The organism is Nocardia sp. NPDC051929, from assembly GCF_044548645.1.
In the GTDB taxonomy this organism is placed as follows: Bacteria; Actinomycetota; Actinomycetes; order Mycobacteriales; family Mycobacteriaceae; genus Nocardia; species Nocardia sichangensis.
Genome location: NZ_JBIUCG010000031.1, coordinates 12,669 through 39,417 on the forward strand (window position 1 = coordinate 12,669; position 26,749 = coordinate 39,417).

Genomic DNA, 26,749 nt, shown 5'->3' on the forward strand with positions numbered 1-26,749 from the left:
CGAATTCGCCTGGCAACGATGAGATCTCGACATGGCCCTGATCGAGCGCGGTGGCGGTCACCACGCGCGAGGCCGGATGGGGACCGCCACTCCGGTGACTCCTGCCGGAGGCTCGGATCGCACCCGCCGATCAGTTCGTGATGGCGTCGAACATGCCGGGCTGATAGGAACCTCCCGGCATGCGCGTGATCACGCCGAGCCGGTTGGAAGCGTTGATCATGGCGACCAGGTAGACCAGCGCGGCGATCTGGTCGTCGTCGTAGTGCTCGCGCACCTCGGCCCAGGTCTCGTCGGAGACGCCTCGGTAGGCGTCGGCGAGCCGGGTACCCTCCTCGGCCAGCGCCAGCGCGGCCCGTTCGGCCTCGGTGAACACGCTGGACTCACGCCAGGCGGCGACCAGGTTGATGCGGACCGCGGCTTCACCGGCGGCCGCCAGGTCCTTGGTGTGCACGTCGGTGCACCAACCGCAGCCGTTGATCTGGCTTGCGCGCAGCTCCATCAGCTCCATCGTGGCCTTCGGCACCGTCGACTGCAGGATCGCCAGGCTGGTGTTCGCGAACCGCTTGCCGATCTTGGCGCCGATCTCGCTGTCGTTGAGATTGATACGGGGTCCCATGACGTGGTCCTCACTCGTGATGTCGTGTGCTGTGCACTGAACGAACACCAGACGTCGGCTGCCCGAGCCTCGTAACAGCGCACCGAAGTGACCTGCGCCACTGCGTATCGGTGTTACAAGACGGCAGGGACAGGCGTCTGATGGGTGACACAGCCGAGAGGGAACAGGAGCCACTTCATGGCCGACACATCGCAGAAGACGCCGGGCGATCACCACCCCGCCCCGGCTACCGCGGCGTTCGTCACCCACCGGAATCTGCTGTTCACCGTCGCCTACGAGATGCTCGGCTCGGCCGCCGACGCCGAGGACGTGCTGCAGGAGACCTGGCTGCGGTGGGCGGGCGTCGACCTCGGCACCGTCCAGGATCAGCGCGCGTACCTGGTGCGGATCGTCACCCGCCAGTCGCTCGACCGGTTGCGGACACTGGGGCGGCGCAAGGAGTCCTACGTCGGCCCGTGGTTGCCCGAGCCGCTGCTCACCGCGCCCGACGTGGCCGAGGACGTCGAGCTCGCCGACAGCGTGTCGATGGCCATGCTGCTCGTGCTGGAGACGTTGACGCCGATCGAGCGAGCGGTCTTCGTACTGCGCGAGGTATTCGATCTGAGCTACGACGAGATCGCCGAAGCCGTCGACAAGAGCCCCGGCGCGGTCCGCCAGCTCGCGTACCGGGCCCGTGCGCACGTCGCGGCACGCCGACCGCGCGGAGTCGTTTCGCCCGCCGAGACCCGTAGCGCCCTCGAGGCGTTCCAGCGAGCGACCGAAACGGGCGATCTGCAGCATCTGCTCGACATCCTCGCGCCGGACGTCGTCCTGCTCGGTGACGGCGGCGGCGTCGTGCAGGCCACCCTCGCGCCCGTCCTCGGAGCCGACAGCGTGGCCAGGATACTGGCGGCCGGGCTGGGCAGGCTCGCCGCGGTGTCGAGGCAGCCCGCGCAGGTCAACGGATATCCGGCGCTGATCTTGCGGCGTGACGGCGAGATCGACACCGTCTTGGCGCTTCGCATCGACGACGGCCTCGTCACCGGCCTCTACGCCGTGCGCAATCCCGAGAAGCTGTCCCGCATGGAGCGCGAGACGGCGCTGTGCCGCTGACGAAGGAGAGGGTCCGGCATCGGCGCCCCGGCGTTGTAGACGGCGTCGAGGACGGGATCGTTCCACACGCCACCGGAGAGCACGGCCCCGTCGCCGGGCACGATCCGGAGCGAGGAGCCGCTGCGCTCGGCTCCCTCGAACAACCCGAGCGCTGGTAAGACTCTCGGACCCACGGAGAGCCCACTGCCACGAATGCCGCGGACAGCACCGCCCAGCGCGCCGGCAGCAACGGCAGCGCGGGCACACCGTCCTCCACCACTGCCACGCCCGGCTCGGCCCTGGCCGCCGTGTCGGCGGGCCGCGATTGCCGATCGGCATGCCCGATACGGGCGGCCAGCCACAGCGACAGCCGGTCTCGCGGAAAGACTTCGAGGTCCGCTCGATAGATCTCGGGTGGGGAGAGGTGGTTGTCGGGGAACGGTTCGGCGTCGTAGTCGCACGGGAACGAACGGAGTTGCCGAAAACAATTTTTCGATGTCCATCGATCGATTCATGCTGCGCGCGATCAGAATTCGCTTGGCCTTTGATGAAGGCTCGACTCACTGCGGTGTAATCAATGTCGGAGGGCAGCGCGAGGCCGCCGACTCGCTGACCGATATCGACCACGCGTCGGGCGGACAGCTGGGCGGGTGAGCGGCACATGGTGCGCGACCGGATCGAGGAGATCCTCTCGCGGATGGATTCGCACATGGAAATTGAGGAGTGATCGCGGCGGGGGCGCGTCCGCGGCGGGCGGCAGTCACCGATCGGTGAGCCGGAGGGGGCCGCGTATCTGGCGGGCCACCGCGCGGAACCAGCCTATGTCGTGTCGGCCGCCCTCGGCGTCGAAGGCGGGCCGGAGTTCGTACCAGCGCAGGCCGGGGCGCAGGTGATGCACGCCGTGCAGGTTGAAGCTCAGCGCCAGTACTTCCAGTGGCGCGGGCAGTTTCAGGTTCAGCGCCTCGAGCGGCTCGTCGAGATCGGTGCCGTAGTGATAGGCGTTGTCCGACAGCGAGACGATCACGCCGCGCCCGGCCAGCGCCGCGAGCAACATCCACCAGTGCGGACCGTAGGCGGCGAACGCCGCACCGTGCAGCCCTACGACGACGGCCGCGTCGACGCGGAACTGCCGGAACACCTCGGGTCGCGCGAGGCGTTCGAGTAGCGGCCCCGCCACCGTGTCCGGCCCGTCCACCGCCCGGGCGAGCCCGTGCACCGCCGCGACGGGCAACGCCGCCAGCATGATCGCCGCCACCTCGAGCAGATACAGCCCGCCGAACAGCCGCAGGTAGTACCCGGGCGCGACCTTCGCCCAGGTGGAACTCGCCGGGTCGTAGACCTCGGCCCGCTCCCGAGTCCGGTTGTAGCGGTGGTGCAGCAGGTGACCGGCTTTGAGCAGCGCGAACGGCGACCCGTACAGCACGGCGAGGACGCGGCCGTACCGGTCGTTGCGAGACCGCGAGTGGTGCAGATTGCCGTGCACGGCCTCGTGGATCACCGACCAGAATGTCGTCGTCAGCAGTAGCAACGGCAGCAGGGCCCAGCCCCATGCTGGGTCGCCGGGAATCAGCAGCGGGAGCCCGAAGAGCTGGGCGATATTCAGCACGACCGCCGTGGCGGTCAACCGCGATCCGATCCGCCGTCCGTCGTCGCGCCGCTGCGCGTGGACAGCGCCACCGGTGCACCGTTCGGTCATCTCGCCCCCGGTCACCTCTCCGGTCTTCTCCGGAAACCGAGCGTGCACGACCTGCCCCACCAACACCCCTACAGGGGCTGTCGCCGCTCTTACATCAGTGCGACGAAACGGTGTTGCGGGAGAACGGTGTACGACGGCCACCTGCCCGAGCGATCGACACCGGGACCGACGACCGATGCCCGTGGCGAGATCGGGCGTCGTGGTACCGAGACCGGAACGAACCGATAACGGTTCCATGAATCGCGGGCTCGCCCGGTGGCACGCCGGGAAAGGCGAGAACCATGAAACTGACAGTCATCGGCGGTACCGGGCGGATCGGCTCTCGAGTGGTGCGGAAGCTGGCCGCGGCCGGGCACGAGGCCGTGCCCGCGTCGATGTCCACCGGTGTCGACGTGATCACCGGAGAGGGCCTGGACCGGGCGCTGGCGGGGGCCCAGGTCGTCATCGACCTTGCGAACTCGCCGACCTTCGACGAGGCGTCGGTGGATTTCTTCCGCATCTCCATGCGCAACCTGCTGGACGCCGGAGAGAAAGCCGGTGTCGGGCATCAGGTCGTGCTGTCCATCGTGGGCGTCGACCAGGTGCCCGGCCTGGACTACTACCGGGCCAAGAGCTTGCAGGAAGACCTGCTGCGGCTGGGCCCAACGCCGTACTCCATCGTGCGCGCCACCCAGTTCTTCGAGTTCATGGACGCGGTGCTGTCCTGGACCTCCGACGACGACACCGTCCGCCTGCCCGCCACCCCGATCCAGCCGATGGCCGCCGCGGACGTGGTCGACGCGGTCGTCGAGGTCGCCACCGGCGCTCCGCTGGGCGGGGTCCGCAATGTCGCCGGTCCGGAGGTCTTCCGCCTCGACGACCTCGGCAGGCTCACCCTGGCCGCTCGGCGCGACATCCGCACCGTCGTCACCGACGACACCGCGGGCATGTTCGCGGACGTTCCCGGCGACGTTCTCACGGCGGGCCCGGACGCCCGTCTGGCCGCAACGCACTACCGGGATTGGCTCGAGAAGCACGAGAGCACCCCGTGATCGACATCGCGGCTCATTCGGTTGCCACGGTCGCCATGGACAACTCCCAGAAGTCGGCGTAGCGGCCACCGAGACGCAGCAGCTCGTCGTGGCTGCCCTCCTCCACGATCCGGCCGTCGTCCAGGAAGACGATGTGATCGGCCCGCCGGACGGTCCGCAGCCGGTGCGCGACCATCACCACCGTCCGGCCCGCCATCAGGCGTTCGATGCCCTCGTGGACGGCGGCCTCGTTCACCGGGTCCAGCGCGGAGGTCACCTCGTCCAGCAGGACGATCGGCGCGTTCTTCAGCAGGGCTCGCGCGATCGAGACGCGTTGGCGCTCACCGCCCGACAACAGTGCGCCGCCCTCGCCGACGTTCGTCGCCCATCCGCCGGGCAGCCGATCGATGACTTCGTCCAACCCCGCCGCGGTCGCCGCCGCGCGCACCTCGGATTCGGTGGCATCGGGACGGCCCAGACGCACGTTCTCCTCGATCGTGCCGTCGAACAGATAGACGTTCTGGAAGACGACGGCGATCCGTTCCATCAATACTTCGGTGCTGATCGCGCGCACGTCCACGCCGCCGACGCGCACGGCGCCGTCGTCCACGTCGTAGAACCGTGCGAGCAGTTGCAGCAGTGTGCTCTTGCCCGCGCCCGACGGTCCGACGATGGCGACCCGCTGTCCCTCGGGTACCGACAGCGACACGTCGTCGATCACGGTACGACCGCCGTGCCGGAAGGCGACGGACTCGAACGCCAGGTCGTTGCCCACCGGCCGGATCGGTTCGCGAGGTTCCGGCAGCGGCTCGGTGCGCAACACGGTGTCGAGCCCGCCCAGCACGGTACGCGCGCTGCGGAGTTTGCCGCCGATCTCCGAGAGCGACAGCAGCGGATCCGCGCAGCGGGCCACCAACACCAGCATCGCCACCATCTCCGCCGCGCCGACGTTCCCGCCGAGCGCGAGGTAGGCGCCAAGGGCCAGCAGCACGGTGAACATCGCCTGGACCGTGAGCGTCAGCCCCACGATCCCTGGCAGCGCCGACAGCACGGCACGGCGGGACGCCCGCTCCAATCCCGACAGCGCGTCGTCGAGCAGCCGGAATCGCTCGGCCGTTCGGCCACCGGCTCGCAGCACCGGCTGTGCCTGGAGATACTCGACGACTCGCCCGGTTGCCTCCTTGGTGCGTTCGACGCGTTCGGCGTCGGCGGCGGCCATCGAACGTCCCGTCCAGATCTGGATCGCCGCCACGATCGGCACCGCGGCCAGCGCGGCCAGCCCCATGTGCCAGTCGAAGGCGAGCAGCACGGCGACGATCGTCAGCGGAGTCACAGCGGCGGCGATCGTCGGCGCCAGCAGATGCGCGATCACGCTCATCGCCTGCAGCACACCCTCGCCGGCGAGCACCGACACCTCTCCGACGCGACCGGCGGTGAACCAGCCGAGCGGTAGCCGGGCCAGGCGATCGCCGAAACGGTGGTAGACACCGCGCAGCAGCGTGGTGCCCACGAGGAAGCCGGACAGATCGCTGCGATAGCGCAGCGCCGCGTAGCACGCGATCGCCGCCCCGAACGCGAGCAGCCACGGCCAGGCGTCCGTGGGCGTGCTCCCGAACAGCGCTCGCAGCACCGGAACCAGAAGTGCGTAAGACAAACCTTCCGCTACCGAGGTCGCCGTCATCAGGGCCACGGTGCGTCGTACGGGCTGGGCGTACTCGTCGCCCAGCACGCGCAGCAGCATTCGGATCATCGGCGCTCCTCTCCTCGCGATGTCTCGTCGGCGAGCGGGCGTGCAGGCACGCTCCGCTGCCTGCTCCATGGCCCGAGCTCACGCCGGAGCATGCCACCGAGGGTTTCGACCTCTTCGGTGAGCGTGGACCGGTGCGATCGCCAGAATTCGGCGAATTTCCCGTTGCGGGACAGCAATTCGCCGGGCTTGCCACGCTCGGTGATCGACCCGTTCTCCAGCAGCACGACGGTGTCCGCGTCGGCGATGGTCTCCAGCCGGTGAGCGATGACCAGGATCGTCCGATCGCCTTCCAGTGTCGCCAGGGCTCGGCGCACCGCCTGCTCGGTGTGCGGGTCGGCGAAGGCGGTGGCCTCGTCGAGCACCAGTACGGGAGTATCGGCGAGCAGTGCCCGGGCGATCGAGATCCGTTGCGCTTCACCGCCCGACAGCTCGGCCTCCGCACCGAGCACCGTGTCGTAGCCGCGCGGCAGCTCGAGAATCCGATCGTGAATGTTCGCCAGCCGGGCGGCGCGCACCACGTCGTCGCGGTCGGCCTGCGGTAGCGCCAGTGCGATGTTGTCCGCGACCGACGCGCGCAGCAACCGCACGTCCTGGAAGACGAAGGAGACCATCCGATAGAGCGCCCGGCTGCCGAGCTCGCGCAGGTCGACCCCGCCGAGCAGCACCGAACCGTGTGTGGGGTCGAAGAATCGAGGAAGGAGCTGAACCAGCGTGGATTTTCCGCTGCCCGACGGCCCGACGATCGCGGTGACCGTCCCCGGCTCCAGGACCAGGTCGATGCCGCGCAGCACCTCGTGCTCGGCGTCGTAGCCGAATCGCACCTCCCGCAGTTCCACCCGGTGCCCCTGCGGCGCGAGCGGGCGCGAAGGTTCCGGCAGCGACGGCACCGCGAGGACCTCCCGGATCCGGTCGACCGCGCGCCGGGCCGCCCGCAAGTCGTCGAAGCCGTGGCCGAGCGCCGCCACCGGTGCGGTCAGACCAAGTCCGAGCAGCAGGAAGGGCAGCAGGTCAGCCGGGGCCATGGCGCCGCCGGTGATCAGGACCGCACCACCGGTCAGCACGACCAGCAGCACGAACGGCGGCGACAACACCACCTGCATCGCCGCGCCGAGTCCGGCTAGACCCCGCACCATGCGAAGGAAGGAGTCGGTGAAATCGTCCGCGGCCGTGCGGAATCTGCGGTGCGCGCGCTCGCCCGCGCCGAACGCCTTGACCACCGAGATGCCCTGTACGAACTCGACGGTGGCACTCGCGATCCGCGCCATCCCCGCGTCGAACTCCTGCTGCGCACGCAGCCGGGCCGGGGTCATCATCAAGGGGACCAGCGCCACGGCCAGCGCGACCGGTATCAGCGTGATCAACGTGAGCCGCCAGTCGACGGTGAACAGGTAGGTCAACGACACCAGCGGCACGACGAACGCGGCGACGAGCTCGCCGGGGGTGTGGGCGATGAGTGAATGCACGGTGCCGACGTCCTTGCCCACGATCTTCGACAACTCGCCGGAGCCGCGCCGGGAGAACCAGCCGATCGGCACCCGACCCAGTCGCGCGGCCAGTTTTCGGCGCAGCGACAGTTGCACCCGGCTGTCGAGCAGGTGCCCGATGCCGGACGACGCGGCCGTGAACACCAGCCGGACGAACAACCCGGCCGCCCCCGCGATCACGATCATCCGGACATGGCCGTGATCGATCGGGCCCGGCGACAACAGCGTTCGACCCAATTCGACGACCGCGAGCAGCGGCGCCAGACCGGCGACGGCACCGATGATCTGCAGGACGACGACGACGGCGAAACCGCCCAGGTACGGGCGCAGCAACCCCGTCCCATTTCCTCCCGCCGGGGAATCGGCATCCGACGGGGGCGGTGTGGACTGCTTCCTCGCCTCGGCGAGGTCGATGGTGGTCATCGTTCTCCCCTCTTCGCAATCCCTTTGCGGCTACGCGCTTTGCGCGCCGGTCGCGGGGTGCAGCGCGCGACGCAGCGCGGCGGCGAATTCGGCGCTCTGGCGCTGGGACACATCCGCGGACAGGATCGCCTGCGACCCGTGGAACGTGCCGGGCCATTGGTGCAGCTCGACCGGCACGCCCGCTTGCAACAGACGCAGCGCGTACTCGATGTCCTCGTCGCGGTTCGGGCAGTACTCGGCGGTGGCGATGTAGGCGGGAGGCATACCGGACAGATCCGTCGCCCGCGCCGGAGCGGCGTACGGCGTCGCGGGCGCGGAACCCAGATAGTGCTGCCACATCTGGGCCACTTTCGCCCGGGTCACGAACGGCGTATCGGTGAAAGTGCGCGCCGACCAGGCCAGCTGGCGGTCATCGAGGACGGGTTGGTTGAGCAGTTGGAAGCGGATCGGCGGCCCTTGCTCGTCGCGGGCCCGCAACGCGACCGCGGTCGCGATTCCCGCCCCGGCGCTGTGGCCGCCGATCGCGATCCGCGCCGGGTCGATGCCGAGCTCGACCGCGTGCTCGGCCGTCCAGATCAGCACCGCGTAGACGTCGTCGTGCGCGGCGGGGAACGGATGTTCGGGGGCCGAGCGGTAGCCGACCGAGATCACTGTCACACCAGAGTTGTCCGCCAGCAGGCCGGCCCACGGATGTTCGGTGTCCAGATCGCCCATGACGAATCCGCCGCCGCGCAGCCAGATGAGGGCAGCGCCCTGCGCCCGGTCCGGCCGATAGATTCGTATCGGCACGTCGAAATCGCCCGGCACCGTGCGATTTTCGATCGACACGCCCGCGATGTCCGGTACCGGAAGGGCGGCGACCAACTCGGCGAGGCGCTCCCGGGCGGCGCGCGGGTCGCTCAGGTCGGCCGGGGGGAAGAACGCGACTGAGGCTTCGAGTTCGGGGTCCAAGATCATGCCGTCGATGGTCGCGCCCTCGGCACCTGCTGGGCTTCCGCCGACGGGAGTCGCCGTCTACGTGAACGCGCGTACGCCGACGGCGATCGGCTGCGCAGGTCGTCGTAGCCGAACGCGCGGCCGTACTCGCCAGTGCTATGGCATTGTGAGTCAACGTGATTCGAGTCCCAGGCCGCGAACGCCTCGGCAGCGAGGTCAACCCGCTGATCGCTACGAGGTGAAGCCGGTCAGCCCGGTCTGGTAGGCGATCACGACGAGCTGCGCTCGGTCGCGCGCACCCAGTTTCACCATCGCGCGGCTCACATGGGTGCGTGCGGTCGCGGGACTGAGGAACAGCGCGGCGCCGATCTCGTCGTTGCTCATGCCCTGTCCCACCAGCGCCAGGACTTCGCGCTCACGGTCGGTCAGCACGGCGAGCCGGTCCTCGGCGGACTTGGCTGCCCGGCGCTGCGCGGTGAACTGACCGATGAGCCGCCGGGTGATCCGAGGTGCGAGCAGTGCGTCACCAGCGGCGATCACTCGGATGGCGTGCAGCAGTTCGGCCGGGCCCGCGTCCTTGAGCAGGAACCCGCTCGCGCCCGCCTGCAAGGCGTCGAAGACGTTCTCGTCGGTGTCGTAGGTGGTGAGGATGAGCACCTTGACCCGCTCCATCCCGGCGGCCGCGGCGATCTGGGCGGTGGCGCGTATCCCGTCCAGTCGTGGCATGCGGATGTCCATCAGGACCACGTCGGGGCGGGTGGCGCGAGCGAGTTCGACGGCTTCCGCGCCGTTGGTGGCTTCACCGACCACCGTGATGTCGTCTTCCAGGTCGAGCAGAACCTTGAAGCCGGAACGGACCAGGCGTTCGTCGTCGGCGAGCACGACTTTGATGGGTGGTGTGGCGTTCACGAGCGCGATCCGACCGGGGTCAAGGGTAGGCGGGCGGTGACCTCGAACCCGCCGCCGGGACGCGGCGTCGCGTCGAGTTCACCGCCGAGCAGCCGGCAGCGTTCGCGCATCCCGACGATGCCGCGTCCGGTCGTGGTGCTGCTATCCGTGCGGACCGGTGCGGCGGCGCGACCCTCGTCGGCGACCCGTATCCGCAAGGCGTCGATGCCGGGTTCGAGCGCCACGGTCACCCTGGTCGGACCGACGTGCCGGATCACGTTGGTGATCGATTCCTGCACGATGCGATAGGCGGCGCTGCCCACCGCGCTCGGTAGCGGCGTCACCGGGGGAGTCTGCTCGAAAGCGATGTCGAGCCCGGCATCGCGGGCCTTGCCGACGAGTTCGTCGATCTGGCCGAGCCCCGGGTAGGGTTCGCGCTCGTCGCCATCACGCAGTACACCGAGGATCGCGCGCATCTCGCGCAGTGCCCGCGAACTGGTCTGCTCGATGGTGCGCAGGGCTTCCCGGGCCTGTTCCGGTCGCTTGTCGAGCACGTGTGCGGTGACCCCGGATTGCACATTGATGATGGCGATCGCGTGGGCGACCGTGTCGTGGACTTCGCGGGCGATCCGCAGTCGTTCGGCGTCGACCCGCGCTCTGGCTTCCTCGTCGCGGGACCGTTCGGCCAGTTCCGCTCGTTCTTGCGCATCGGCGGCGATGACCCGGCGGGATCGCACGGACTCACCGAGGATCGTGCTGATCACCGACGCGCCGATCCGGAAGAACACCCAGCCGATGGCTACCAGCGGCTTGATATCCGCCGCGGCGATCAGCCAGCCGACGGCGAGGACCGCGATGCCCGCACCGGCGATCATCAGCGTCCGCCGCCCGTCGCCGTAGGCGGCCAGGGTGTACAGGGCGACGAAGAGTCCGAGATAGGAAAGCCGATCGGGGAAGCCGAGACCGAAATAGATCAGACTGGCCAGCGCCGTCACGCCGAACACCGCGACCGGCTGCCTGCGGCGGGCGGCGACCGCCAGGCCGCTGACGATCAGCAGGACATATCCGAATCCCGACACCGGCGTGTAGGCCGGCTCGAGCGGCACCGGTATCGCGGCACTCTGCACCTGGATCACGGTGACGAACAGCGCCAGCAGGACATCCGGGAACCAGGCGGGCCGACGCGAGAACCAGGCGGACAGCCGTCGTGCCGCCGCCTGCTGAACCATGCCGTGAGCGTACGGCATCCGCGAGCGCTCGCGCTCCGGACCGGATGCGCGATCGACTACGACGACCGACGCAGCCGATCACGATCTCCTACGCGGATTCGCGTAGGCCGGAAGCCGAGTATGAACGGCGCGATTCGCCCATCGGCTGCCGACGGCTCCGGTTCTCCGCCCATACGGTCCACAGCGTCAGGACTGCTCTTGCTCGGGATGGGTCACGATGGTTTGCAACGAGTTCCGCAGTTGCTGCGCGGCCTGCGGACTGAGCTGTGCCAGGAACTCACGCTCGGCGGCATCGCTCGCCTCGGTGGCCCGGCGAAGAGTGTCCTGTCCGGCATCGGTCAGTGCGACCACGTTGCGACGCCGGTCGTTCGCGTCCGGCTGACGTGCCACCAGGCCCTTGCCTTCCAGAGTGTCCAGCATCGTGACCATCGTGGTGCGGTCGATGCCCAGCCGCTGCGCCGCCTGCTGTTGGGACGTGGGTTCACGGCCCGCGAGGACGGACAGCACGCCGAGCTCGCGCCCGTCGATACCGTACGGCGCCAACGCTTTCGTGTTCAGCTCGGCCATCCGCGACTGCGCGTGCTTGAGCAGGTAGCCCAACCGGCTGGTCAATTCGGGGCCCGGCCCATCCGTCCTAGACACCCGCAGATTCTATCGCTAGCCTGATCGTCAGTAGTACTGATAATCAGCTAGACGACAGAAAGGCTCGTGTGATGATCTTGGTCACCGGAGGGCTCGGGTTCATCGGCTCCCACACGGTGCGGGCCCTGCTCGACCTGGGCGAGGGCTGCGTGCTGGTCCAGCGTCGAACCGGCGAGGTACCGGCCGAGTTCGCCGGTGCGCAGGTGGCGGTGGAGCGGGCCGACATCACCGATCTGACGGCGTTGCTCGACGTGGGCACGCGCCACAAGATCACCGGCATCGTGCATCTCGCGGGTTCGATGCCCTGGCCACCCGGCTCCGACAAGCCCATCGATGGCGCGCGGAAGGCGATCGGCAGTCTGTTCAATGTGATCGAAGCCGCCGAGGCCTGGGGCGTGCCGCGGGTCGGCGTCGCGAGCACGATCGGCGTCTACGCCGGCCTGACCGGTGCGGGTCCACTGCGGGAAGACATGCCCGTTCCGCTGACCGCACCCCATCCGATACCGAGCTTCAAGAAGATCGGTGAGCTGCTCGCCGACCATTTGACCGGGGCGACCGGCATCGAGATCGTCAATTACCGAATCTCCGCCATCTGGGGCCCGCGCGGCCGACCCGCGGACCCGTTCTTCCCGGCCCCTCAGCTCGTCCATGCCGCCACCCGCGGCACCGCGCCGGACCTGTCGTCGCTGCGCTTCCCCGCTTACGCGGAAGACGCGATCGACCTGTGCTACGTGAAGGACTGCGGCCGGGCCATCGCACTCCTGCAACTGGCAGACCGGCTCAATCACCGCACCTACAACGTCGCTTCCGGCCGCGCGACTACCAACGCCGAAGTCATCGCCGCGATCGAGAAGGTCGTCCCGGACGCCGGGATCGACCTCCCCACCGGTGGGTCCGGACAACGCAACTACCTCGATATCACCCGTATCCAGCAGGACACCGGCTACCGGCCCGACTACGACACCGAACGCGCGACCGCCGACTACATCGCCTGGCTGCGCGCGGGCAATGAGCGCTGAGCGGGTTTCGTGGCCCCGCAAGCGCCGCTGGGCCGGAAGGGTTCGACGAGTTGGGCGAGATAGCCGCTGGGGTAGTCGGGCTTGGCGGCCATCCCGAGGTCGTCGCTGGTGAAGCGGCGGTCCGGGTCGTAGGAGTAGGTGCGCAACAGGTGATCCCAGAACAAGGTGAACAGTCCGAAGTTGACGTCGCCGATGCCCGCCCATTTCAAGTGGTGGAACCGGTGTGCCTGGTTGAGCGCGAGCACGGTACGCAGGGGGCCTACGCGGTAGTCGACGTTCGAATGTTGCAGTAGGAGTTGCACCGCGACGGTGAACGCGAGGGCCGAAGCTACCGAGGTGGGCAGGCCCAGCAGTACGAGCGGGGTGACACCGGCGACGGTCTCCAGGGTCTGGTGCAGAGGATGTTTCATCAGGCCGTTGAAACCGTAGGCGCGTTCGACGCTGTGGTGCACGGCGTGCAGCCGCCACAGCGCGGGAATCTTGTGGCTGGCCAAGTGGGTCAGCGTGATGCCGAGATCTGCGAGCAGAACCGCGACCAGCACCTGAATCGGGAAGGGCCACCGGTGCGGCCAGACATCGGCGGAAGGGATCAGCGCGGCCATCAGCGGCAGTGCGGCCACGCCGCCGAGGGTGAGCAGTTCGTTGACCACGGCGTGCGCGGTGTCGCGCCGACCGTCGTCGTGGGCGCGGTTCCAGTCGTCGTGGTAGGGCAGGATCCGTTCGGCGGCGAACGATGCGGCGATCGCGAGTACCAGCAGCGGCAACAGCCATAATTTGCCGGCGCCGGTGGCGATGACGGCGAGCGCGGCGCCGTTGACCGCCAAGAGCATGAACGGCACGTAGCCGTAGCGAACCAAGGTGTGCATGCCGTTCAGCGTGGGGGCCGCGGTCCCGGCGGCGCTTGAACGGATTCGCTACGGCCGCACCATGGTGACCGCACCGGCGAGTTCGGAGGGGGTGAGCCCGAACATCTCGCGACAGACTCGGGTGAGATGCGCGCTGTCGGCGAAACCCGCGGCGTGCGCGGCCTCGGTGAGCGTGCCGCCGCGACGGGCGTGGTCCATCGCTTGTCGCAGGCGCGCCCACCGCACATACGGCGGGAACGCCAGCCCGAGCTCGGCACGGAACAGATGACCGAGTCGACTCGCGGACAGTCCGACCGCGGCGGCGAGCTCGGCCAGACGCAGCGGGCCGTCGAGCAGGTCCGGCAGCAGCTCCAGCGCGCCACGCAGCGCCGGGTGCCGGGCAGCGCCGGTGGGAGCGGGATCGCCGATCAAGGCCGTCAGTGCGGCGTGCGCCAGTTGCTGGGGATCCCGCTCGCCGTCGTCGAGGTCGAGCAGTGGCAGCGCGGCCCGCGACCACGCGGTGACCGAGTCGACGGCGCTCCCGGTGCGCCGCACACAATCGGTCAGCGCGCGCCCGAGGGGCGACTGCGCGTCGGCGAAGACGAGCAATCCCGTTGCCGTGCCGGTGGTTTCGTGCGGTACACCGGGAGGGATCAGCGCCGCTCGCCCGGCCCAGGGGCGGCCGGCGTCGTCGCGCAGACCGACGGAGCCGTTGGCACTGAAGATCAATTGCGCGGCGGCATGATGGTGGCGGTGCGCGCTCCCGAGCCGCCCCGTGTACAACAATCTGCCCGGGTACAGCGTCGCGGTGCCTTGCCACATGTCCGACACCTCCCGATCCCGCTACGACTCGGCCGCCGCGGCCTCGATGGCCTGCTTCATCTCCGCGAGGCCGTATTCGGTACGAATCCGCACTTCCGGCGCGGCCGACTCCGGCAAGACGTCGGTGATCCAGATCAGTCGGCCACGCTCCCCCTCGGCGCGAACCTCGAACGAAGCGTGGTGATAGTCCAGCGCGGGCCTGGCCCCTTCGACGACGGAGTACGCCAAGCGGCGGGCCTCGTCATCGATGGAGACGATCAGTTCACGGATCACATGCCCGTCCGGGAAAGTCAGCGAACGCCGCGCTCCCTCCAGGCGGGTGTCGACGACCCGGCCGGGCAGCAGGCGTCGATGCACGGCGCCGACATCACGCACGACATCCCAGATGTGGCGCGGCGAAGCGTCGATCACGATCTCATGGCGAATCGCTGTCATGGTCCGACGCTCCCTCGTCGTGGGTCAGATCATCGTCAATCTACTCGAGCCGGGCGCCGATCACCGCCACAGACCTCCGCAGGGCAGCTCGGGCAACTCGACGTGGACATCGTCATCGATCGTGACGATCAGGTCCGGATGACTGTGCGCCAAGTCGGCGGCCAGACTCCGGGCCTGTTCCGCGCACGCCCGGTAGTCCAGGACAAGGGCGCCGGATTCGATGTGGATGTGCCGGATATGCTGCGGGTTCGTCATGTCCACCGCACTGTCCGGTGTGTTGTCGGTACGGCATGCTCCGCGCCACCTCCAGACATCGGTCGCAGCGCGGTCGAGCCATGTGGAGGGCCGAGCGTCCTATGGCTCACGTTCCAGAACTCCTCGCAACTTAGTCCGAGATCAACCCTTCGATCGCGCACTCACCAGCGCACTTATGACGAGGTGACGGTTCATCTCGGCGATCTAACGCAAAGAACAATCAGTAACTTACCAGCTATCGCCGATGCACTCCAGAAGGCTTCGAGAGCGCATCGGCGTCCGGAAGGCTCAGCGCGGCGGCTGGCTCATGTCCCGGTTCATGGTGGGGATCTCGATACTGATCGGCATCCGCAGTTCCGCCAGATAGAGCAGCGCCGCCCTGCGGAGGAATTCGTCGAACAGCCAGTAGGCATCCGGCGCGAGCGGCACCACGGGCAGCAGACCTTCACGCACGGCGATGAAAGGCCCCCAGCTCACCCGCAGCAGCGGGTCCCAGACCGGCTCTCTGGCGATGGCCAGCCCGTCGGCGATCTTGTCGCCGAGCAGGAAGCGGGTGAAGGCGCCGAGCACCGGTTTGGTGAGGACGGCGAAGTCGAGGTTCGCCCCGAGGCGCAGCAGCCGGTCGGCCAGCTTGGCGCCCTCCGGGGTCGGCGCCAGGATCGGATCCAGCACCTGCGCGGCCTGCGAATCGGCCTCCGCCCAGGAGTTCGGAATGTATTCGTCACGGATGCCGAGCATGTGCGCGCCCACCTGCCACGAATGCAGGAACGCCTCCGACTCTGCGACGGGCATCGGCACCTGCCACGCGGTCAGATGCTTCATCACGGTGGTGGGCAGGCTGTGCCAGGTGACCATCAGATCGTTCTGGCTGATCGGGATGTCCTCCTCGGCGGAGTACACCCAGTGCGGGGACTGCGGCAGCAGGTGACGCACAGCGGCATGAACCAGCCGGGTCTTCACGCAGGTCACGACCATCTCACCAGCGGGCGCGTAGGCATTCGCGGTCCCGATGTCGTAACCGAGCTTGGCGGTCTTCAAGATGCGGTCCTTCAGGTCGTGACCGCCCTTGGAGTAGTAGACCGCGCGCGCCTCCTTGGGAATGACCGTGCTCATCATGCCGCTGGCCAGCCCGTAGAGCACGCCGAGATACAGCCCGCGCTTCTTGTTGAACTCGACGGCGGTGGCCAGCTTTCCGCGATCAGCCCAGGGCGGCAGCTGACGTGCGTATTCCATGAAGTCGCGCAGATCCGGCGGCAATCCGTCCGGCAAAGGCTGCCCGTTCGCGGTCCAGGTGCGCAACAACTCGTTGACCCTCGGCACCTCCCCCCGGTCGATCAGAGAGGCGACCAACTGATCCGCCTCGGGATCCCAGACGGTGAGCGGATCGGCCCCTTCACCGGAGCCGGCCACCGAACCCTGCGGGGACCACGTCCACGGCTCCGCGCGCGCGGGGGTCGCCATGGCCAGCGCGCCGAGCGCGCCCAACACCCCACCGGCTTTCAACGCGTTGCGCCTGCTGAGTCCATCCATGTCTGCGCCACTCCTCATTGAGCCGAGCGCCGCCGTGATGATGCGACGAAAGATCGGCAGCACTCGTACATCGCCGTCGCATCGATAAGAACAGTCATTAACTTAGCAAGCACTGGCGCTTGCTGTCCCGGCTTTCCGTAACTTGCCGGCACCAATCGCACCATGACCGACACTCGGGCAGCTCCGGCGCTGAATCGCAGATGATCAGCATATTCGCCGAATTTGAACACTTGACCAGCGACTCACCGATAGAACGGCATCCGGCGTGCCATCAGGTTCTCTCCGCTTATCACCACCTGAACCAGTCGCAAATAGCTAGTCACATAGACAGTCGGTCACTCAGTCTTCTCGCTGCCGTGTCACCGCTGGATCATGACCGCCGCACAACGAAACGGGCCGGGCGGTTGTACCGCCCGGCCCGTGTTCGGTCGACGTCAGCGACCGGCGTGGCTGTGCTGTCCGCCGCGTACCTTCGCTTCGTTGGGCTGCGCTTCGGCGCCCTTGCGTCCGGCCGCACTCGGATCGGCCGAGTTACGCTCGCCGAAGCTGCCGGTGCTGGCCTGGCCGCCGCGACGCGCCTGCTCCTCGGTGTCGGAACGGTTGCCGAACTGGCCCGGGTTCTTCTGGTCTGCCATCACTTGCTCCTTTCGGTAGCGGATGAAACCGACTGTGGCTCTTGGCGCCACGTCTTCGTGCTACCCCTGCCCCAGTGCTCGAATCAGCCTCGGAGCTTCTTCACACGATCGAAAAGAACTGCCCGGAAACGGCTTCTCCGAGCCGCCCCGGGAAGCTGGTCGCGGCATCCGACCCGGCCAGACCGGCCGGGCGCCACCTGCGTATCCGGCGAGACCAACCGGGTAATCGGGACGCCGCCCCGGCGGAGTCGCGGCGAGCGCCGCCGGAAACGAGTAGTCGCCTACGCACGATCGCGCGGCCGATCGCGACGAGCATTCGGTAGCGCCACAACCGTTCGTGGACGGCAGGTGCGCGTGCGAGACAAGCCGGAATCGGTGTCCGCGGCGCCGGCTGTCAGCAGTGCAGAAAGGCCGAAGAGATGAAGAAGTACGAAGTCCAACCCGGCGACACCCTCTCCGCGATCGCCCATCGGGAGTATGGAGACGGCAGCCTGTTCCCGGCGATCGCGCGCCAGAACCATCTCGCCGATCCGAATTCGATCGATGTCGGACAACAGCTCCTGATCCCCTACATCACGCGGCGCCACCTCCTCACCACGCCCGACTCCACCGCGGCGCGGAAGCAGATCACCCAGCGCTACTACGGAACCGAGGACACCGGAGTCCAGCTGATCTGGGAAGTCGTCAACGGCGTGGCGCAACGTGCCATCCAGCCCGGCGCGTGGCTGCACATTCCGGAGCTCGCCGATGTCGGTCACCACACGGTGACCGAAAGCGAAACCCTGGCGATACTCGCCGAGCGCTGGTACGGCGACGCGAATCTCGGCGTGATGATCGAACTGGCCAACCACTTGCCCTCGGGCAGCCAACCGGCTCCCGGCCACGTGCTCGTCGTGCCCGGCCTGAACCGCCGCCGCGGCGTCGCGGGCGACACGCTGCGCTCGATGTGCGAGGACCACTACGGTCCTGCGGATCTGGACACCAGAGTGGGAGTCGTCGCGGCGGCGAATCACATCGCCGAGCCCCAAGCGCTCTTCTCCCGCCAGGTGATCCATTTCCCGTCGTGAGCGGGGTCGGCGGCTACGTCGTCGCGTGAGCGCGGCGGCGCCGGGTCCGGCGCCGGAACAGCCAGGTCGACAGGCCGGTGATCGCCAGCGCGAGCGGTGTCAGGCCGAATGCCAGCCAGATCAGTCGCCACCAGCCGTTCACCAGCCAGCCGAAGTGGGCGGGCTCGAAGACCTTGGCGTAGAAGGTGTTCGCCAGCGGCCGGTCGTGGCTCGCGTCGACCACCTTGATGTCGGAATCGTCATGGGCGTTCACGTAGACCATGACGTCACCGCTGTAGAAGAGGCGGTGCTCGCGCGGGGAGTAGGCCCCGGCGACGACGGCGCGGTAGTACGGGGCGTCGTCCGTGGGCAGCAACAGGTAGGCGAGTCGGCCCGGCGCGGCTCGATCCGCGATCGCCGTGGCCTCGCCGATGGACAGCGGGGGCCGTCGGGCATCGCTCGACCGCGGCACGAAAGACCGCTCGGTTCGTTCTAGGGTCGTGGTGCCGCCGGTCGCCACGAGCCAAGCCCGTTGCACGGCAGGCCATTCGATGGTGGTGCCGGTGATGCCCCACAGCAACAGGAACGGCACCGCGAGAATACCGATGACGTCGTGCAGGTCGCGGTCCCGGGCGAAGCGGCCTTTCCGCAGCCGGACCCGGAATCCGTGGCGCAGCCGTGCGAGTGACGGCCACCAGATGACCGCGCCGGACACCGCGAGCGATACCAGCAGGACGCCGAGCGCGCCGAGAATCACCGCGCCCCATTTGATGCCGAGGAGCGGAGCCTGATTCTCCAGGATCGGGATCGCGCCGGAGTAGCGCGCACAACCGAACGCGCAGTTGTGCAGGTTGGTCAGCCAGCCGAGAACGCCGTCGGCCAGGTTCACCTGCTCGTTGATTCGTCCGGTAGCGGGATCGACGGAGTAGGCGGCGGTGTACTTCGTGTTCCCGATCGCGATCACGCCGCCGTCTCCACCGACCCAGCCGACGTCGAAGCCGGGATCGGCGGCACGCACCATCGCGACGGCCTGTTCTGCGTCGACCACCGCCGGCGCGTCCGTGTGGCGATAGAACGAAGCGTGTTGCGCTCGGAACAATTCCGCGTGGTAGAGCAGGATCGCGCCCGAAGTCGACTGGATCACCAGGACCGAGCCGAGAATCAGCGCCGACCAGCGATGGATCGAGATCAGCCTGCGCCGTATCGGTTTCCGGGATCGCTTCGGTGATCCGACGATCCGCTTGCCAGGCTCGCGCACCACCACGGTCGTGTCCATAAGGTTAGGCTAACTTCAAAATCCGACCTTCCCAATGCGGGCACGGCAGCCAGGAGGGCTTGTCTACACCACCGCACCGGCGGATGATCTGATCAGAGTCACCCCGGACTCGGATCGACGTTCCCGGGCCGGGTTCGGATCGCCCTATCGCTCAGCCAAGGAAATCACCATGATCACCAAAGCCACGCAAGCGATCGCCGCAGCCGCTCTCGCACTGACCATCGGGGCCCTTTTCGCCCCGGCAGCCTCCGCCGCACCGGCTTCACCCGTACCGACGAACGACGCCCTCGGCTCGGTCACGGTATGCCTCAATATCCCACTGGGCCCGGCCAGCATCAGCTTCTGCATCTGAGGTCACCGCACACGCGGTACCGGCGAACGGACGCCATCCGCGCGGGCCCCGAGGGCTCGACCACGGCGGCCACGAGCGGCGTCCCGAGCAATCGAGTCGTCGGCGGGCACGCTACCCCGCCGGCACGAGGTCGACGCCGTATCCCGGGTGCATGCGCGATGCCATCCCGGTCCGGAACACCTCGACGGGACCGGCCACCTCGGTGGCGACCCCCGCGGCCCGTAGCGCGCACGCTTTGAAGGCCCGCCCGGCCGAGCTGACGCGGTGCTGGACCGAGCCGACCCGATGCTCGAGTTCCGCGGGAAGGCCCTCGCCCCACATCGTCACCTCGGTGAGCCCGCGGTCGAGACAGTCGAGCACGCCGTCACGAACCCGGCTGTCGGACCGATACGTCTCGGCGGCGACGGCGACCGCCTGCGGCCACGTCTCGCGGACCGGCGCGGCCGAGAACTGTTCGAGATCGAGCACCGTCGCCCCCAGGATGCGCAGCGGACGGATATCCGCCTGACCGGTCACCAGCACCGTGACCTCCCAGCCCGCGACGGTTCGATCGAACAGCCATCCGCCGGTCCAGCGCACGACGTCCGCGATATTCGGGGCGACCACCGCCAAGCGGTACCGATGTGGGCAGTCGCGAGCCTGGGCTCGCCATTGCGTGAAGGAGCGCGATCGTACAGCCATGGTTCCCATCCCGGTATCACCAACGAAAATATCGACAGGTCCGGCCGCGGACACCGACTCCGATGGGGTACCAACCATCGCGCCGGCCATAGCGGATCAGCGAGTCGCGCGGCCGATGGGCGGCCGCGTGCCGAACCAGCGAAGGATCCGGTGAGCGGAGACGGCGGGTGGAGGTGGATCGCCGCGCCCCTCGCCGGAAGGTTCTGCCGCACACACAGTAAGGCGGACGGCGACCTGATGACGCCGCTTCGAACGAGCCGAATTGTGACCTGCATCACTACGCAGCAATTACCTGGTCAAACCCGCCGATTCACCTACCGCACCGCGCAGTCGCCATCCCGCCACCAGCCCGCTCCCGGTCCGCGACATTCGGACACAAACGGCCGCACGCCATCCACCCCCCGCGAGACCAACGCGGACGACACCGCGCACGACCACCGAAGAACCCATCACACCAGCGATTTTCAGAACATCAATTCAGATTCGGAACTCAGCGCACGACTGGCCACACCATGAGACACGATACGTCGACGGCTTGACGACACCGCGCGCATGGTTCAGACTGATCACCTACCGGACAAACCTATCCGGATCTGCGACAGGTCCGGGATACCATCGTGGGCAATCTCTTAGCAATCGCTATATCGAGAGCCTGCCACGCGATGATTCCACCAGCGACCGAGGGGGCGGCATGGGCAAGTCGGCGTCTCGGCGACGATCCCAGGAGACGCATGCGAACGTCGACGAGACGCGCCGACCCGGACAACCCGCTCATCGCGACCGCCTTCGATCTGCGCGCGGGCGCCATCGTCCTCGCCGAATTCTGCGCTCCCCCGGCCGATCCGTTCAGCATCCGGCATCGCCTGGCGGACCTCATGCCCCTGGACGCACCGGCCCGCCCATTGCCCCGGCGCCTGCACCGGCTCGCCGTCCTGCTGCGCTGCTGCATCGACCATATGGCGATCACCGCCGAGATCGCCCAGATCCATGATCTGATCGGGCTCGCCGACGAGCTCGTCGAACTGGTGGACATCATCGGTGACTCCGCCGTACATACCGCCGAAGGCATTGTCGCCGTGTGTGATTCGGCACAGCGACAGGCACACGCCACTGCGGTGAGATCGCGCACCCGCGGCGCCGACGCCACGGTACACCGGTTGCTCGCTCGCTGGTCGGCGGAAGCCGGAATAGATTTCGCGCAACGAGAATTCGCCAACGGGCTCCTGCACGTGATCCGTTCGCTCGACCGCGTCGCCGACGCACTGGCGTCGATCGATCGCGCGGCGTGACACGCGACGGACGCGCCCCCCTTCAGCCGCGCAGAGCGCGGTCCAGCAACGCCCATGCCTGCCGGGCGGTCTCCTTCTTGGACTGCGCATCGGTCTTCGACAGCACGGCCGCCAGCATCGCCAGCGCCAGGACCACGTCCGCGGTGGTGATGTCGGCGCTGATCGTGCCGCGCTGACGCGGATCCTCCAGCTTCTCCGCGATGAGGGTGATCAGCCGTCGCGCCACCTCGAACAGGCGCATGTCGTCGGTGTTCGCGGGATGGATCATCGCGATGAACGCCGCCGAGGTGGTGATCTGATCGACCATGATCGCCAGCAGATCGTCCACGGTGACCGCGGGATCGTCCGCCAGCGCCTCGATGCCCTCGATGTTGTCCTCGAACACCGCGAGCGCGATGCTCTCCCTGGTCGGGAAGTGTCGGTAGAGCACGCCCTGCCCCACGCCGGCGGCCCGCGCGATGGAGCTGAACGGCGCGTCGAAGCCACTGTCCGCGAAAACCTCCCGCGCCGCTTGGATCAAGGCCGCCCGATTGCCGGCCGCCGCCTTCGGCCCCCTGTTCACACGGCGTGGCGAGGTCATTCGGGCAAGGTTACCGGACCATCGCCGACCGCCCCGCAGCACGCCGGAGGGCCCGGCACGGATGCCGTAATCCGACCGGATACAGCCGCGCCGTATTGACGCGGCGCGGCGATCTCACGCACACTGACCGAGTAACCGGACAACACAGTCCGGCATGGCGAGAGGGTCGGCTCGGCCCGGCTCGGCGAGTAGGGACGCCGTTGCGCCAGGCCGGATTCGACACTCGTTCGACGCCACCATGCCGCATCGGGTGGTCCGGATACACGATGACGCTGCCGTCACCGCGGCGGCCGCACCGCACGCGCTCGGGATCGACCAACAGCCGTCCGAGACCGCATCCGGACTTGTAACCGAGCACACGGGAAAGGCGCCCTCACCGCCGAGGGCCGGTACGTCCATGACTTCGTCCATCACCAGCTGGGGCCGGCGCTTCTTCGTGACCGTCGGCGCCGCAGCGATTCTCCTGCCATTCGGCATCGTCGCCGCCCAAACCGATTCCGATCCCTCCGGGCAGGTTCGCGAGGTCGGCGCCATAGCCGCGACCGCGGCCGCACGCGCCGTCTGCAATCCAGGTTCGGCCCCCGAAACAGGTTTGCAAGGCGATGTTCCCGCCGCCGACCGTGACAGCGGCCGCAGCGGCCAGGGCTACAGCTGCAACGTCACCCGGCTCGGCGCCTATGGCGGCCGCGGCGGCGGCATCAACTCGGTGACCTTCGACCACTGCGCCTACATCGGCACGTTCTTCCCTGGCGACCTGCTCGGGCCCGAAGAGGGCGTCCAGGTGGTGGACGTCGCCGATCCTACGAACCCCGTCCGCACCGCCACGCTCACCGAACCGGCCATGCTGGCAGGCACCTGGGAGAGCCTGAAGGTCAACGAGACGAGAAAACTGCTCGTCGGCACCGGGGTGCCCGCTTTGACCGGTGCGGGCCTGCTGTCGGTCTACGACCTCACCGACTGCGCGCATCCACGCCTGCTCAACCCCGGCCCGGGAACCGACCTGGCGATGCCGTTGCCGATCACGGCCCATGAGGGCGGGTTCTCCCCCGACGGCAACACCTACTGGAGTTCCGGCGTCGCACCCGGCCTGGTCAGTGCCGTCGACCTCACCGACCCCGCCGCTCCCCACGTGGTGTGGCAGGGTCTGCCCGGTCTGTCCATGCACGGATTCGGGTTCAGCCCCGACGGCAACCTCATGTACCTGGCGAACAACATGGGCGGGCTGATGATTCTGGACGTCGGCGCGGTGCAGCGCCGCGATCCCGGCCCGCAGGTGCGCGAACTGTCGCACCTCACCTGGACCGACGGCTGGGCCAGCCAGCACAACATCCCCGTGACCTATGGCGGCAGGCCGTACGTGTTCGCCACCAACGAGGCCGGATCCGGCGGCGTCAAGATCATCGATGTCGCCGAGCCCACCCGGCCGCGCATCGTCGAGACCATCAAACTCGAGATCAACCTGCCGGAGAATCAGGACACCGCAATGGCTTCCGCCGCGGGCGGCTCGCTGTTCGCCTACGACACGCATTACTGCGCCGCGGACCGGGCGGCCGATCCCACGGCGCTGGCGTGCAGCTGGACCTCCTCGGGCATCCGTGTGTTCGATGTAAGGGATCCGTCGGCCGTCCGGGAGATCGCCTACTACAACCCGCCCGCGCGCACCGGCCGGAACACCGAGCTCTGGAATTCACCGCACGCGCTCGCGTCGATCATCGGCCCGCCGGTGCTGGCCGGTCCCGCGGTGGCGCAGGCGGTGCTGCAAGGCCAGTTCGATCTCACGCAGGCGACGAGCGAACGAAGCGGCATGCTCGCCTTCGGTGATCTCTCCACGGACTGGTGCTTCTCGCCGCCGGAATGGCGGGGCAACCAACTCTGGACCACCTGCGCCGACAACGGCTTCTTGGCGCTGGAAGTGGACCGGAACGTGTACACGCCGCCCGCCGACCAGCGTTCGACCACGGGATCATGATCCGCCGCCGGTGGCTCGGGGCTGCCACGCTCGCCGCCTTCGCGGTGCTGCTGCTGGTGGCGGGCGCTGCGCTGCGGCCGTTGGTGGTCGGCGCGGACAGCACCGCCGCACCGCTGCTGGACAGCACCGAAACCGGTTTCGTCCAGGACATGATCGCGCACCACAATCAGGCGCTGCTCCTGGTCCAGCGACTAGACGGCGGGGCCGACCCGGCGGTGCGCGCGCTGGCACAACAGATCGCCGACACCCAGCGCACCGAGATCGGCATGATGCTCGGCTGGCTGCGCATGGCCCGGCTCGCGGTGACCAATCCGCACCCGATGGCGTGGATGCACGCGGAGGCCGACCACGAGCACCACGCGACCGCCGGGCACGCGACGATGCCCGGCATGGCGAGCCAGGACGAACTCGACGCGCTCGGCGCCGCGCGCGGCGCCGAGGCGGCGACCGGTTTCCTGCGCCTGATGCAGCGCCACCACTACGGCGGCATCCAGATGGCGCAGGCGGCGGATCGCCGGCTGAACGGCGGCATGGTCGAACAGATCGCCCGCGACATGATCAGCACCCAGGGACAGGAAGTCGGCCTCATCGGCTTGCTGCTGTCCCGAGAGCAGGCACCACGCTGAGATGCGCCCGGCGACTACCGCGACGGCGGCCTGTGTCGCCGGGTCACCGGTCCGGCCGTGTCTCAGCCCTGAACCACCGCATCGTGCGTGCTCTCACCACCGTTGAGGCACCACACTCGATACGGCTCCGGCGCGACTGGGCCGGGCCGCATCGCGGTGGCCCTGCGTGGGTGTTCCGAGGCCACGACATTCGGCGACCGGACGACGACGCCGACTACCGCTGCGACGAAACCGCTTGCTGCTCGGCCAGTTCGGCGAGCCGGTCGAGGGAGGCCGACAGCTTGTCCGCGGTGGTCGCGCGCGCCCGGACCTGACGCTTCTCGTCGGTGAGCGACGTCCAGTCGTAGGTGTGGGTGACCAGGGTGCGGCCCTCACCCACCGGCTCCAGTTCCCAGCGCCAGAGGTGGCCGGGCGGCTGCTTGCCCGGTTCCGACGGATGCCACGCGATGCGGCTGCCCTCGGTGAACTCCACCACGTGGTTGTCGCGCACAGCCCCGTTGGTCAGGGTGGTGCTGAACACCGCTCCGGCTTCTCGCACCCGCTGCCCCGCCGCGGCCTCGGCCAGGTTGTCGTTGCCGTCCCAGCGCGGCTGCTCGGCGGGATCGGCGATGAGCTCGAAGATCTCCGCGGGATTCGCGTTGATCTCACGGCTGGCGCTGACGATACGGGGAACCTCGTTCTGCTCGGTCACGTGCCGATCGAAGCATCCGGGTCGAGAGCCGGGCAAGCCTTCCGCTCGAGGTCGGTGTTAATTCCCCGGCGCCGATCCGGCGACCGATCCGCCTCCCGGCCACGGCGGACCGGTGCGGTAAGACTGATTCGATCCGACATCCGATCGACGAAGGGACGCGCTCATGGGCGAGCGAGTTGCAGTAGTGTCCGGCGCCGCACGAGGAATCGGCGCGGCGATCGCCAAGCGCTTGGCGGCGGACGGGCTTCGGGTCGGCGTGCTCGACCTCGACGCGGCCGCCTGCGCCGACACGGTCGGCGCGATCACCGAGGCGGGCGGCCGAGCCGTCGCGCTCGGCGCCGACGTGTCGAACGAGGAGTCGGTCGCCGCCGCCGTCGCGCAGCTGGAGAACGAGCTGGGGGCGCCGACCGTCGTCGTGAACAACGCGGGCATCCTGCGCGACAACCTGCTGTTCAAGATGAGCGTCGACGACTGGGACGCGGTGCTGAACGTGCACCTGCGCGGCGCCTTCCTGCTCACCCGCGCGGTGCAGAAGCACATGGTCGAGCAGAAGTGGGGACGGGTCGTCAACATGTCCAGCACTTCGGCGCTCGGCAATCGCGGCCAGGTGAACTATTCGGCGGCGAAGGCCGGTTTGCAGGGCTTCACCAAGACCTTGGCGTTCGAGCTGGGCAAGTTCGGCGTCACGGCCAACGCCATCGCTCCCGGGTTCATCGTCACCGACATGACCGCCGCCACCGCCGCGCGCGTCGGCGTCTCCTTCGAGGACTTCCAGAAGGCCGCCGCCACGCAGATTCCCGTGCAGCGCGTCGGCACGCCCGAGGACATCGCGCACACCGCCTCGTTCCTGGTGAGCGAGGGCGCCGGTTTCGTTTCCGGCCAAGTGATCTACGTGGCGGGCGGCCCGACCAACTGACGACCCGCCCCCGCCCGCCGTGCCGGGGCGGGCGGGG

At 68.5% G+C, this 26,749-nt stretch carries 28 protein-coding genes; 10 read left to right on the forward strand and 18 right to left on the reverse strand.

All coding sequences use genetic code 11. The annotated features are described in order from the left end of the window. Positions 1–130: 130 nt before the first annotated feature. Positions 131–616: a carboxymuconolactone decarboxylase family protein gene (locus ACIHAX_RS33685; protein ID WP_364436447.1), complete on the reverse strand. Its 486-nt coding sequence runs from the start codon at positions 614–616 to the stop codon at positions 131–133. A 177-nt stretch (positions 617–793) separates the two neighbouring features. Here ACIHAX_RS33685 and ACIHAX_RS33690 point away from each other — a divergent pair, with 177 nt between their 5' ends. Together ACIHAX_RS33690 and ACIHAX_RS33695 are read left to right on the forward strand one after the other, a co-directional pair. After that, positions 794–1,708, forward strand: coding sequence for an RNA polymerase sigma-70 factor (locus tag ACIHAX_RS33690; RefSeq protein WP_355080084.1), 915 nt, complete (start codon positions 794–796; stop codon positions 1,706–1,708). A 474-nt stretch (positions 1,709–2,182) separates the two neighbouring features. Continuing rightward, the gene (locus ACIHAX_RS33695; protein WP_397281636.1) at positions 2,183–2,341 is read left to right on the forward strand and encodes a hypothetical protein; all 159 of its coding nucleotides are present in this window, start codon (positions 2,183–2,185) and stop codon (positions 2,339–2,341) included. A 106-nt stretch (positions 2,342–2,447) separates the two neighbouring features. Here ACIHAX_RS33695 and ACIHAX_RS33700 read toward each other — a convergent pair whose 3' ends face one another. Beyond that, a complete protein-coding gene (locus ACIHAX_RS33700; RefSeq protein WP_397281638.1) occupies positions 2,448–3,431 on the reverse strand; it encodes a fatty acid desaturase family protein in 984 nt (327 codons plus the stop codon). A 233-nt stretch (positions 3,432–3,664) separates the two neighbouring features. Between ACIHAX_RS33700 and ACIHAX_RS33705 the strand changes: the two genes are divergently transcribed. Beyond that, positions 3,665–4,414 (forward strand): SDR family oxidoreductase, encoded by a 750-nt coding sequence (locus ACIHAX_RS33705; RefSeq protein ID WP_397281640.1) that lies wholly within the window; start codon positions 3,665–3,667, stop codon positions 4,412–4,414. A gap of 13 nt (positions 4,415–4,427) precedes the next feature. Here the strand turns inward: ACIHAX_RS33705 and ACIHAX_RS33710 are convergent, their stop codons facing one another. The 6 genes from ACIHAX_RS33710 to ACIHAX_RS33735 form a co-directional block, all read right to left on the reverse strand. After that, on the reverse strand, positions 4,428–6,143 hold the full coding sequence (locus ACIHAX_RS33710; RefSeq protein WP_397281642.1) for an ABC transporter ATP-binding protein: 1,716 nt from the start codon (positions 6,141–6,143) through the stop codon (positions 4,428–4,430). Further along, entirely contained in the window at positions 6,140–8,050 is a 1,911-nt protein-coding gene (locus ACIHAX_RS33715) for an ABC transporter ATP-binding protein (protein WP_397281644.1), read from the reverse strand. The genes ACIHAX_RS33710 and ACIHAX_RS33715 overlap by 4 nt, the downstream gene beginning before the upstream one ends. Before the next feature lie 30 nt (positions 8,051–8,080). Then, positions 8,081–9,007, reverse strand: a complete 927-nt coding sequence (locus ACIHAX_RS33720) for an alpha/beta hydrolase (RefSeq protein ID WP_397281646.1) — start codon at positions 9,005–9,007, stop codon at positions 8,081–8,083. Positions 9,008–9,217: 210 nt separating this feature from the next. Further along, positions 9,218–9,895 carry a response regulator transcription factor gene (locus ACIHAX_RS33725; protein ID WP_355080095.1) on the reverse strand — a complete coding sequence of 226 codons (678 nt, stop codon included), beginning with the start codon at positions 9,893–9,895 and terminating at the stop codon, positions 9,218–9,220. After that, on the reverse strand, positions 9,892–11,103 hold the full coding sequence (locus tag ACIHAX_RS33730; RefSeq protein ID WP_397281649.1) for a sensor histidine kinase: 1,212 nt from the start codon (positions 11,101–11,103) through the stop codon (positions 9,892–9,894). Before ACIHAX_RS33730 ends, ACIHAX_RS33725 begins: the two co-directional genes overlap by 4 nt. 186 nt (positions 11,104–11,289) lie before the next feature. Further along, a complete protein-coding gene (locus ACIHAX_RS33735; protein WP_397281651.1) occupies positions 11,290–11,745 on the reverse strand; it encodes a MarR family winged helix-turn-helix transcriptional regulator in 456 nt (151 codons plus the stop codon). A 71-nt stretch (positions 11,746–11,816) separates the two neighbouring features. On the opposite strand from ACIHAX_RS33735, the gene ACIHAX_RS33740 reads away from it, so the two are divergent. After that, positions 11,817–12,764: an NAD-dependent epimerase/dehydratase family protein gene (locus ACIHAX_RS33740; RefSeq protein WP_397281653.1), complete on the forward strand. Its 948-nt coding sequence runs from the start codon at positions 11,817–11,819 to the stop codon at positions 12,762–12,764. On the opposite strand, the gene ACIHAX_RS33745 is transcribed toward ACIHAX_RS33740, so the two are convergent. The 6 genes from ACIHAX_RS33745 to ACIHAX_RS33770 form a co-directional block, all read right to left on the reverse strand. Continuing rightward, positions 12,728–13,630, reverse strand: coding sequence for a sterol desaturase family protein (locus ACIHAX_RS33745; RefSeq protein ID WP_355080103.1), 903 nt, complete (start codon positions 13,628–13,630; stop codon positions 12,728–12,730). The two genes, ACIHAX_RS33740 and ACIHAX_RS33745, sit on opposite strands and share 37 nt — an antisense overlap. A gap of 48 nt (positions 13,631–13,678) precedes the next feature. After that, positions 13,679–14,431 (reverse strand): helix-turn-helix transcriptional regulator, encoded by a 753-nt coding sequence (locus ACIHAX_RS33750; RefSeq protein WP_397281655.1) that lies wholly within the window; start codon positions 14,429–14,431, stop codon positions 13,679–13,681. A 21-nt stretch (positions 14,432–14,452) separates the two neighbouring features. Further along, a complete protein-coding gene (locus ACIHAX_RS33755; protein ID WP_356965550.1) occupies positions 14,453–14,866 on the reverse strand; it encodes an SRPBCC family protein in 414 nt (137 codons plus the stop codon). Positions 14,867–14,926: 60 nt separating this feature from the next. Beyond that, positions 14,927–15,121 carry a hypothetical protein gene (locus ACIHAX_RS33760; RefSeq protein ID WP_355080109.1) on the reverse strand — a complete coding sequence of 65 codons (195 nt, stop codon included), beginning with the start codon at positions 15,119–15,121 and terminating at the stop codon, positions 14,927–14,929. Positions 15,122–15,409: 288 nt separating this feature from the next. Further along, complete coding sequence (locus tag ACIHAX_RS33765) at positions 15,410–16,651, reverse strand: oxygenase MpaB family protein (protein WP_364436411.1); 1,242 nt, start codon at positions 16,649–16,651, stop codon at positions 15,410–15,412. Positions 16,652–17,085: 434 nt separating this feature from the next. Beyond that, positions 17,086–17,286 carry a hypothetical protein gene (locus ACIHAX_RS33770; protein WP_355080113.1) on the reverse strand — a complete coding sequence of 67 codons (201 nt, stop codon included), beginning with the start codon at positions 17,284–17,286 and terminating at the stop codon, positions 17,086–17,088. Positions 17,287–17,705: 419 nt separating this feature from the next. On the opposite strand from ACIHAX_RS33770, the gene ACIHAX_RS33775 reads away from it, so the two are divergent. Beyond that, positions 17,706–18,353: a LysM peptidoglycan-binding domain-containing protein gene (locus ACIHAX_RS33775; RefSeq protein WP_397281658.1), complete on the forward strand. Its 648-nt coding sequence runs from the start codon at positions 17,706–17,708 to the stop codon at positions 18,351–18,353. 13 nt (positions 18,354–18,366) lie between these two features. Here the strand turns inward: ACIHAX_RS33775 and ACIHAX_RS33780 are convergent, their stop codons facing one another. Then, the gene (locus ACIHAX_RS33780) at positions 18,367–19,608 is read right to left on the reverse strand and encodes a PepSY-associated TM helix domain-containing protein (RefSeq protein ID WP_397281660.1); all 1,242 of its coding nucleotides are present in this window, start codon (positions 19,606–19,608) and stop codon (positions 18,367–18,369) included. Between the two features lie 169 nt (positions 19,609–19,777). On the opposite strand from ACIHAX_RS33780, the gene ACIHAX_RS33785 reads away from it, so the two are divergent. After that, positions 19,778–19,960, forward strand: a complete 183-nt coding sequence (locus ACIHAX_RS33785; protein WP_355080119.1) for a hypothetical protein — start codon at positions 19,778–19,780, stop codon at positions 19,958–19,960. A gap of 111 nt (positions 19,961–20,071) precedes the next feature. Here the strand turns inward: ACIHAX_RS33785 and ACIHAX_RS33790 are convergent, their stop codons facing one another. Further along, positions 20,072–20,641 (reverse strand): hypothetical protein, encoded by a 570-nt coding sequence (locus ACIHAX_RS33790; RefSeq protein WP_364436401.1) that lies wholly within the window; start codon positions 20,639–20,641, stop codon positions 20,072–20,074. A 731-nt stretch (positions 20,642–21,372) separates the two neighbouring features. On the opposite strand from ACIHAX_RS33790, the gene ACIHAX_RS33795 reads away from it, so the two are divergent. Then, positions 21,373–21,930, forward strand: a complete 558-nt coding sequence (locus ACIHAX_RS33795) for a hypothetical protein (protein WP_364436398.1) — start codon at positions 21,373–21,375, stop codon at positions 21,928–21,930. 22 nt (positions 21,931–21,952) lie between these two features. Here ACIHAX_RS33795 and ACIHAX_RS33800 read toward each other — a convergent pair whose 3' ends face one another. After that, positions 21,953–22,510 (reverse strand): TetR/AcrR family transcriptional regulator, encoded by a 558-nt coding sequence (locus tag ACIHAX_RS33800; protein ID WP_397281663.1) that lies wholly within the window; start codon positions 22,508–22,510, stop codon positions 21,953–21,955. Between the two features lie 397 nt (positions 22,511–22,907). Here ACIHAX_RS33800 and ACIHAX_RS33805 point away from each other — a divergent pair, with 397 nt between their 5' ends. Together ACIHAX_RS33805 and ACIHAX_RS33810 are read left to right on the forward strand one after the other, a co-directional pair. Next, positions 22,908–24,479 carry an LVIVD repeat-containing protein gene (locus ACIHAX_RS33805; protein WP_397281666.1) on the forward strand — a complete coding sequence of 524 codons (1,572 nt, stop codon included), beginning with the start codon at positions 22,908–22,910 and terminating at the stop codon, positions 24,477–24,479. Then, positions 24,476–25,105 carry a DUF305 domain-containing protein gene (locus tag ACIHAX_RS33810; RefSeq protein ID WP_397281668.1) on the forward strand — a complete coding sequence of 210 codons (630 nt, stop codon included), beginning with the start codon at positions 24,476–24,478 and terminating at the stop codon, positions 25,103–25,105. Before ACIHAX_RS33805 ends, ACIHAX_RS33810 begins: the two co-directional genes overlap by 4 nt. 214 nt (positions 25,106–25,319) lie before the next feature. Here ACIHAX_RS33810 and ACIHAX_RS33815 read toward each other — a convergent pair whose 3' ends face one another. After that, a complete protein-coding gene (locus ACIHAX_RS33815; RefSeq protein WP_355080128.1) occupies positions 25,320–25,796 on the reverse strand; it encodes an SRPBCC family protein in 477 nt (158 codons plus the stop codon). Positions 25,797–25,959: 163 nt separating this feature from the next. Between ACIHAX_RS33815 and fabG the strand changes: the two genes are divergently transcribed. Further along, the gene (gene fabG / locus ACIHAX_RS33820) at positions 25,960–26,712 is read left to right on the forward strand and encodes a 3-oxoacyl-ACP reductase FabG (RefSeq protein WP_355080129.1); all 753 of its coding nucleotides are present in this window, start codon (positions 25,960–25,962) and stop codon (positions 26,710–26,712) included. Positions 26,713–26,749 lie beyond the last annotated feature (37 nt).

Excerpts from the sequence above, each read along its gene's own strand:
- ACIHAX_RS33685 (WP_364436447.1), bottom strand. The coding sequence starts at position 616 with ATGGGACCCCGTATCAATCTCAACGACAGCGAGATCGGCGCCAAGATC.
- ACIHAX_RS33690 (WP_355080084.1), top strand. The coding sequence starts at position 794 with ATGGCCGACACATCGCAGAAGACGCCGGGCGATCACCACCCCGCCCCG.
- ACIHAX_RS33695 (WP_397281636.1), top strand. The coding sequence starts at position 2,183 with ATGTCCATCGATCGATTCATGCTGCGCGCGATCAGAATTCGCTTGGCC.
- ACIHAX_RS33705 (WP_397281640.1), top strand. The coding sequence starts at position 3,665 with ATGAAACTGACAGTCATCGGCGGTACCGGGCGGATCGGCTCTCGAGTG.
- ACIHAX_RS33710 (WP_397281642.1), bottom strand. The coding sequence starts at position 6,143 with ATGATCCGAATGCTGCTGCGCGTGCTGGGCGACGAGTACGCCCAGCCC.
- ACIHAX_RS33715 (WP_397281644.1), bottom strand. The coding sequence starts at position 8,050 with ATGACCACCATCGACCTCGCCGAGGCGAGGAAGCAGTCCACACCGCCC.
- ACIHAX_RS33720 (WP_397281646.1), bottom strand. The coding sequence starts at position 9,007 with ATGATCTTGGACCCCGAACTCGAAGCCTCAGTCGCGTTCTTCCCCCCG.
- ACIHAX_RS33730 (WP_397281649.1), bottom strand. The coding sequence starts at position 11,103 with ATGGTTCAGCAGGCGGCGGCACGACGGCTGTCCGCCTGGTTCTCGCGT.
- ACIHAX_RS33740 (WP_397281653.1), top strand. The coding sequence starts at position 11,817 with ATGATCTTGGTCACCGGAGGGCTCGGGTTCATCGGCTCCCACACGGTG.
- ACIHAX_RS33745 (WP_355080103.1), bottom strand. The coding sequence starts at position 13,630 with ATGCACACCTTGGTTCGCTACGGCTACGTGCCGTTCATGCTCTTGGCG.
- ACIHAX_RS33750 (WP_397281655.1), bottom strand. The coding sequence starts at position 14,431 with ATGTGGCAAGGCACCGCGACGCTGTACCCGGGCAGATTGTTGTACACG.
- ACIHAX_RS33755 (WP_356965550.1), bottom strand. The coding sequence starts at position 14,866 with ATGACAGCGATTCGCCATGAGATCGTGATCGACGCTTCGCCGCGCCAC.
- ACIHAX_RS33760 (WP_355080109.1), bottom strand. The coding sequence starts at position 15,121 with ATGACGAACCCGCAGCATATCCGGCACATCCACATCGAATCCGGCGCC.
- ACIHAX_RS33765 (WP_364436411.1), bottom strand. The coding sequence starts at position 16,651 with ATGGATGGACTCAGCAGGCGCAACGCGTTGAAAGCCGGTGGGGTGTTG.
- ACIHAX_RS33770 (WP_355080113.1), bottom strand. The coding sequence starts at position 17,286 with ATGGCAGACCAGAAGAACCCGGGCCAGTTCGGCAACCGTTCCGACACC.
- ACIHAX_RS33775 (WP_397281658.1), top strand. The coding sequence starts at position 17,706 with ATGAAGAAGTACGAAGTCCAACCCGGCGACACCCTCTCCGCGATCGCC.
- ACIHAX_RS33780 (WP_397281660.1), bottom strand. The coding sequence starts at position 19,608 with ATGGACACGACCGTGGTGGTGCGCGAGCCTGGCAAGCGGATCGTCGGA.
- ACIHAX_RS33785 (WP_355080119.1), top strand. The coding sequence starts at position 19,778 with ATGATCACCAAAGCCACGCAAGCGATCGCCGCAGCCGCTCTCGCACTG.
- ACIHAX_RS33790 (WP_364436401.1), bottom strand. The coding sequence starts at position 20,641 with ATGGCTGTACGATCGCGCTCCTTCACGCAATGGCGAGCCCAGGCTCGC.
- ACIHAX_RS33795 (WP_364436398.1), top strand. The coding sequence starts at position 21,373 with ATGCGAACGTCGACGAGACGCGCCGACCCGGACAACCCGCTCATCGCG.
- ACIHAX_RS33800 (WP_397281663.1), bottom strand. The coding sequence starts at position 22,510 with ATGACCTCGCCACGCCGTGTGAACAGGGGGCCGAAGGCGGCGGCCGGC.
- ACIHAX_RS33805 (WP_397281666.1), top strand. The coding sequence starts at position 22,908 with ATGACTTCGTCCATCACCAGCTGGGGCCGGCGCTTCTTCGTGACCGTC.
- ACIHAX_RS33810 (WP_397281668.1), top strand. The coding sequence starts at position 24,476 with ATGATCCGCCGCCGGTGGCTCGGGGCTGCCACGCTCGCCGCCTTCGCG.
- fabG (WP_355080129.1), top strand. The coding sequence starts at position 25,960 with ATGGGCGAGCGAGTTGCAGTAGTGTCCGGCGCCGCACGAGGAATCGGC.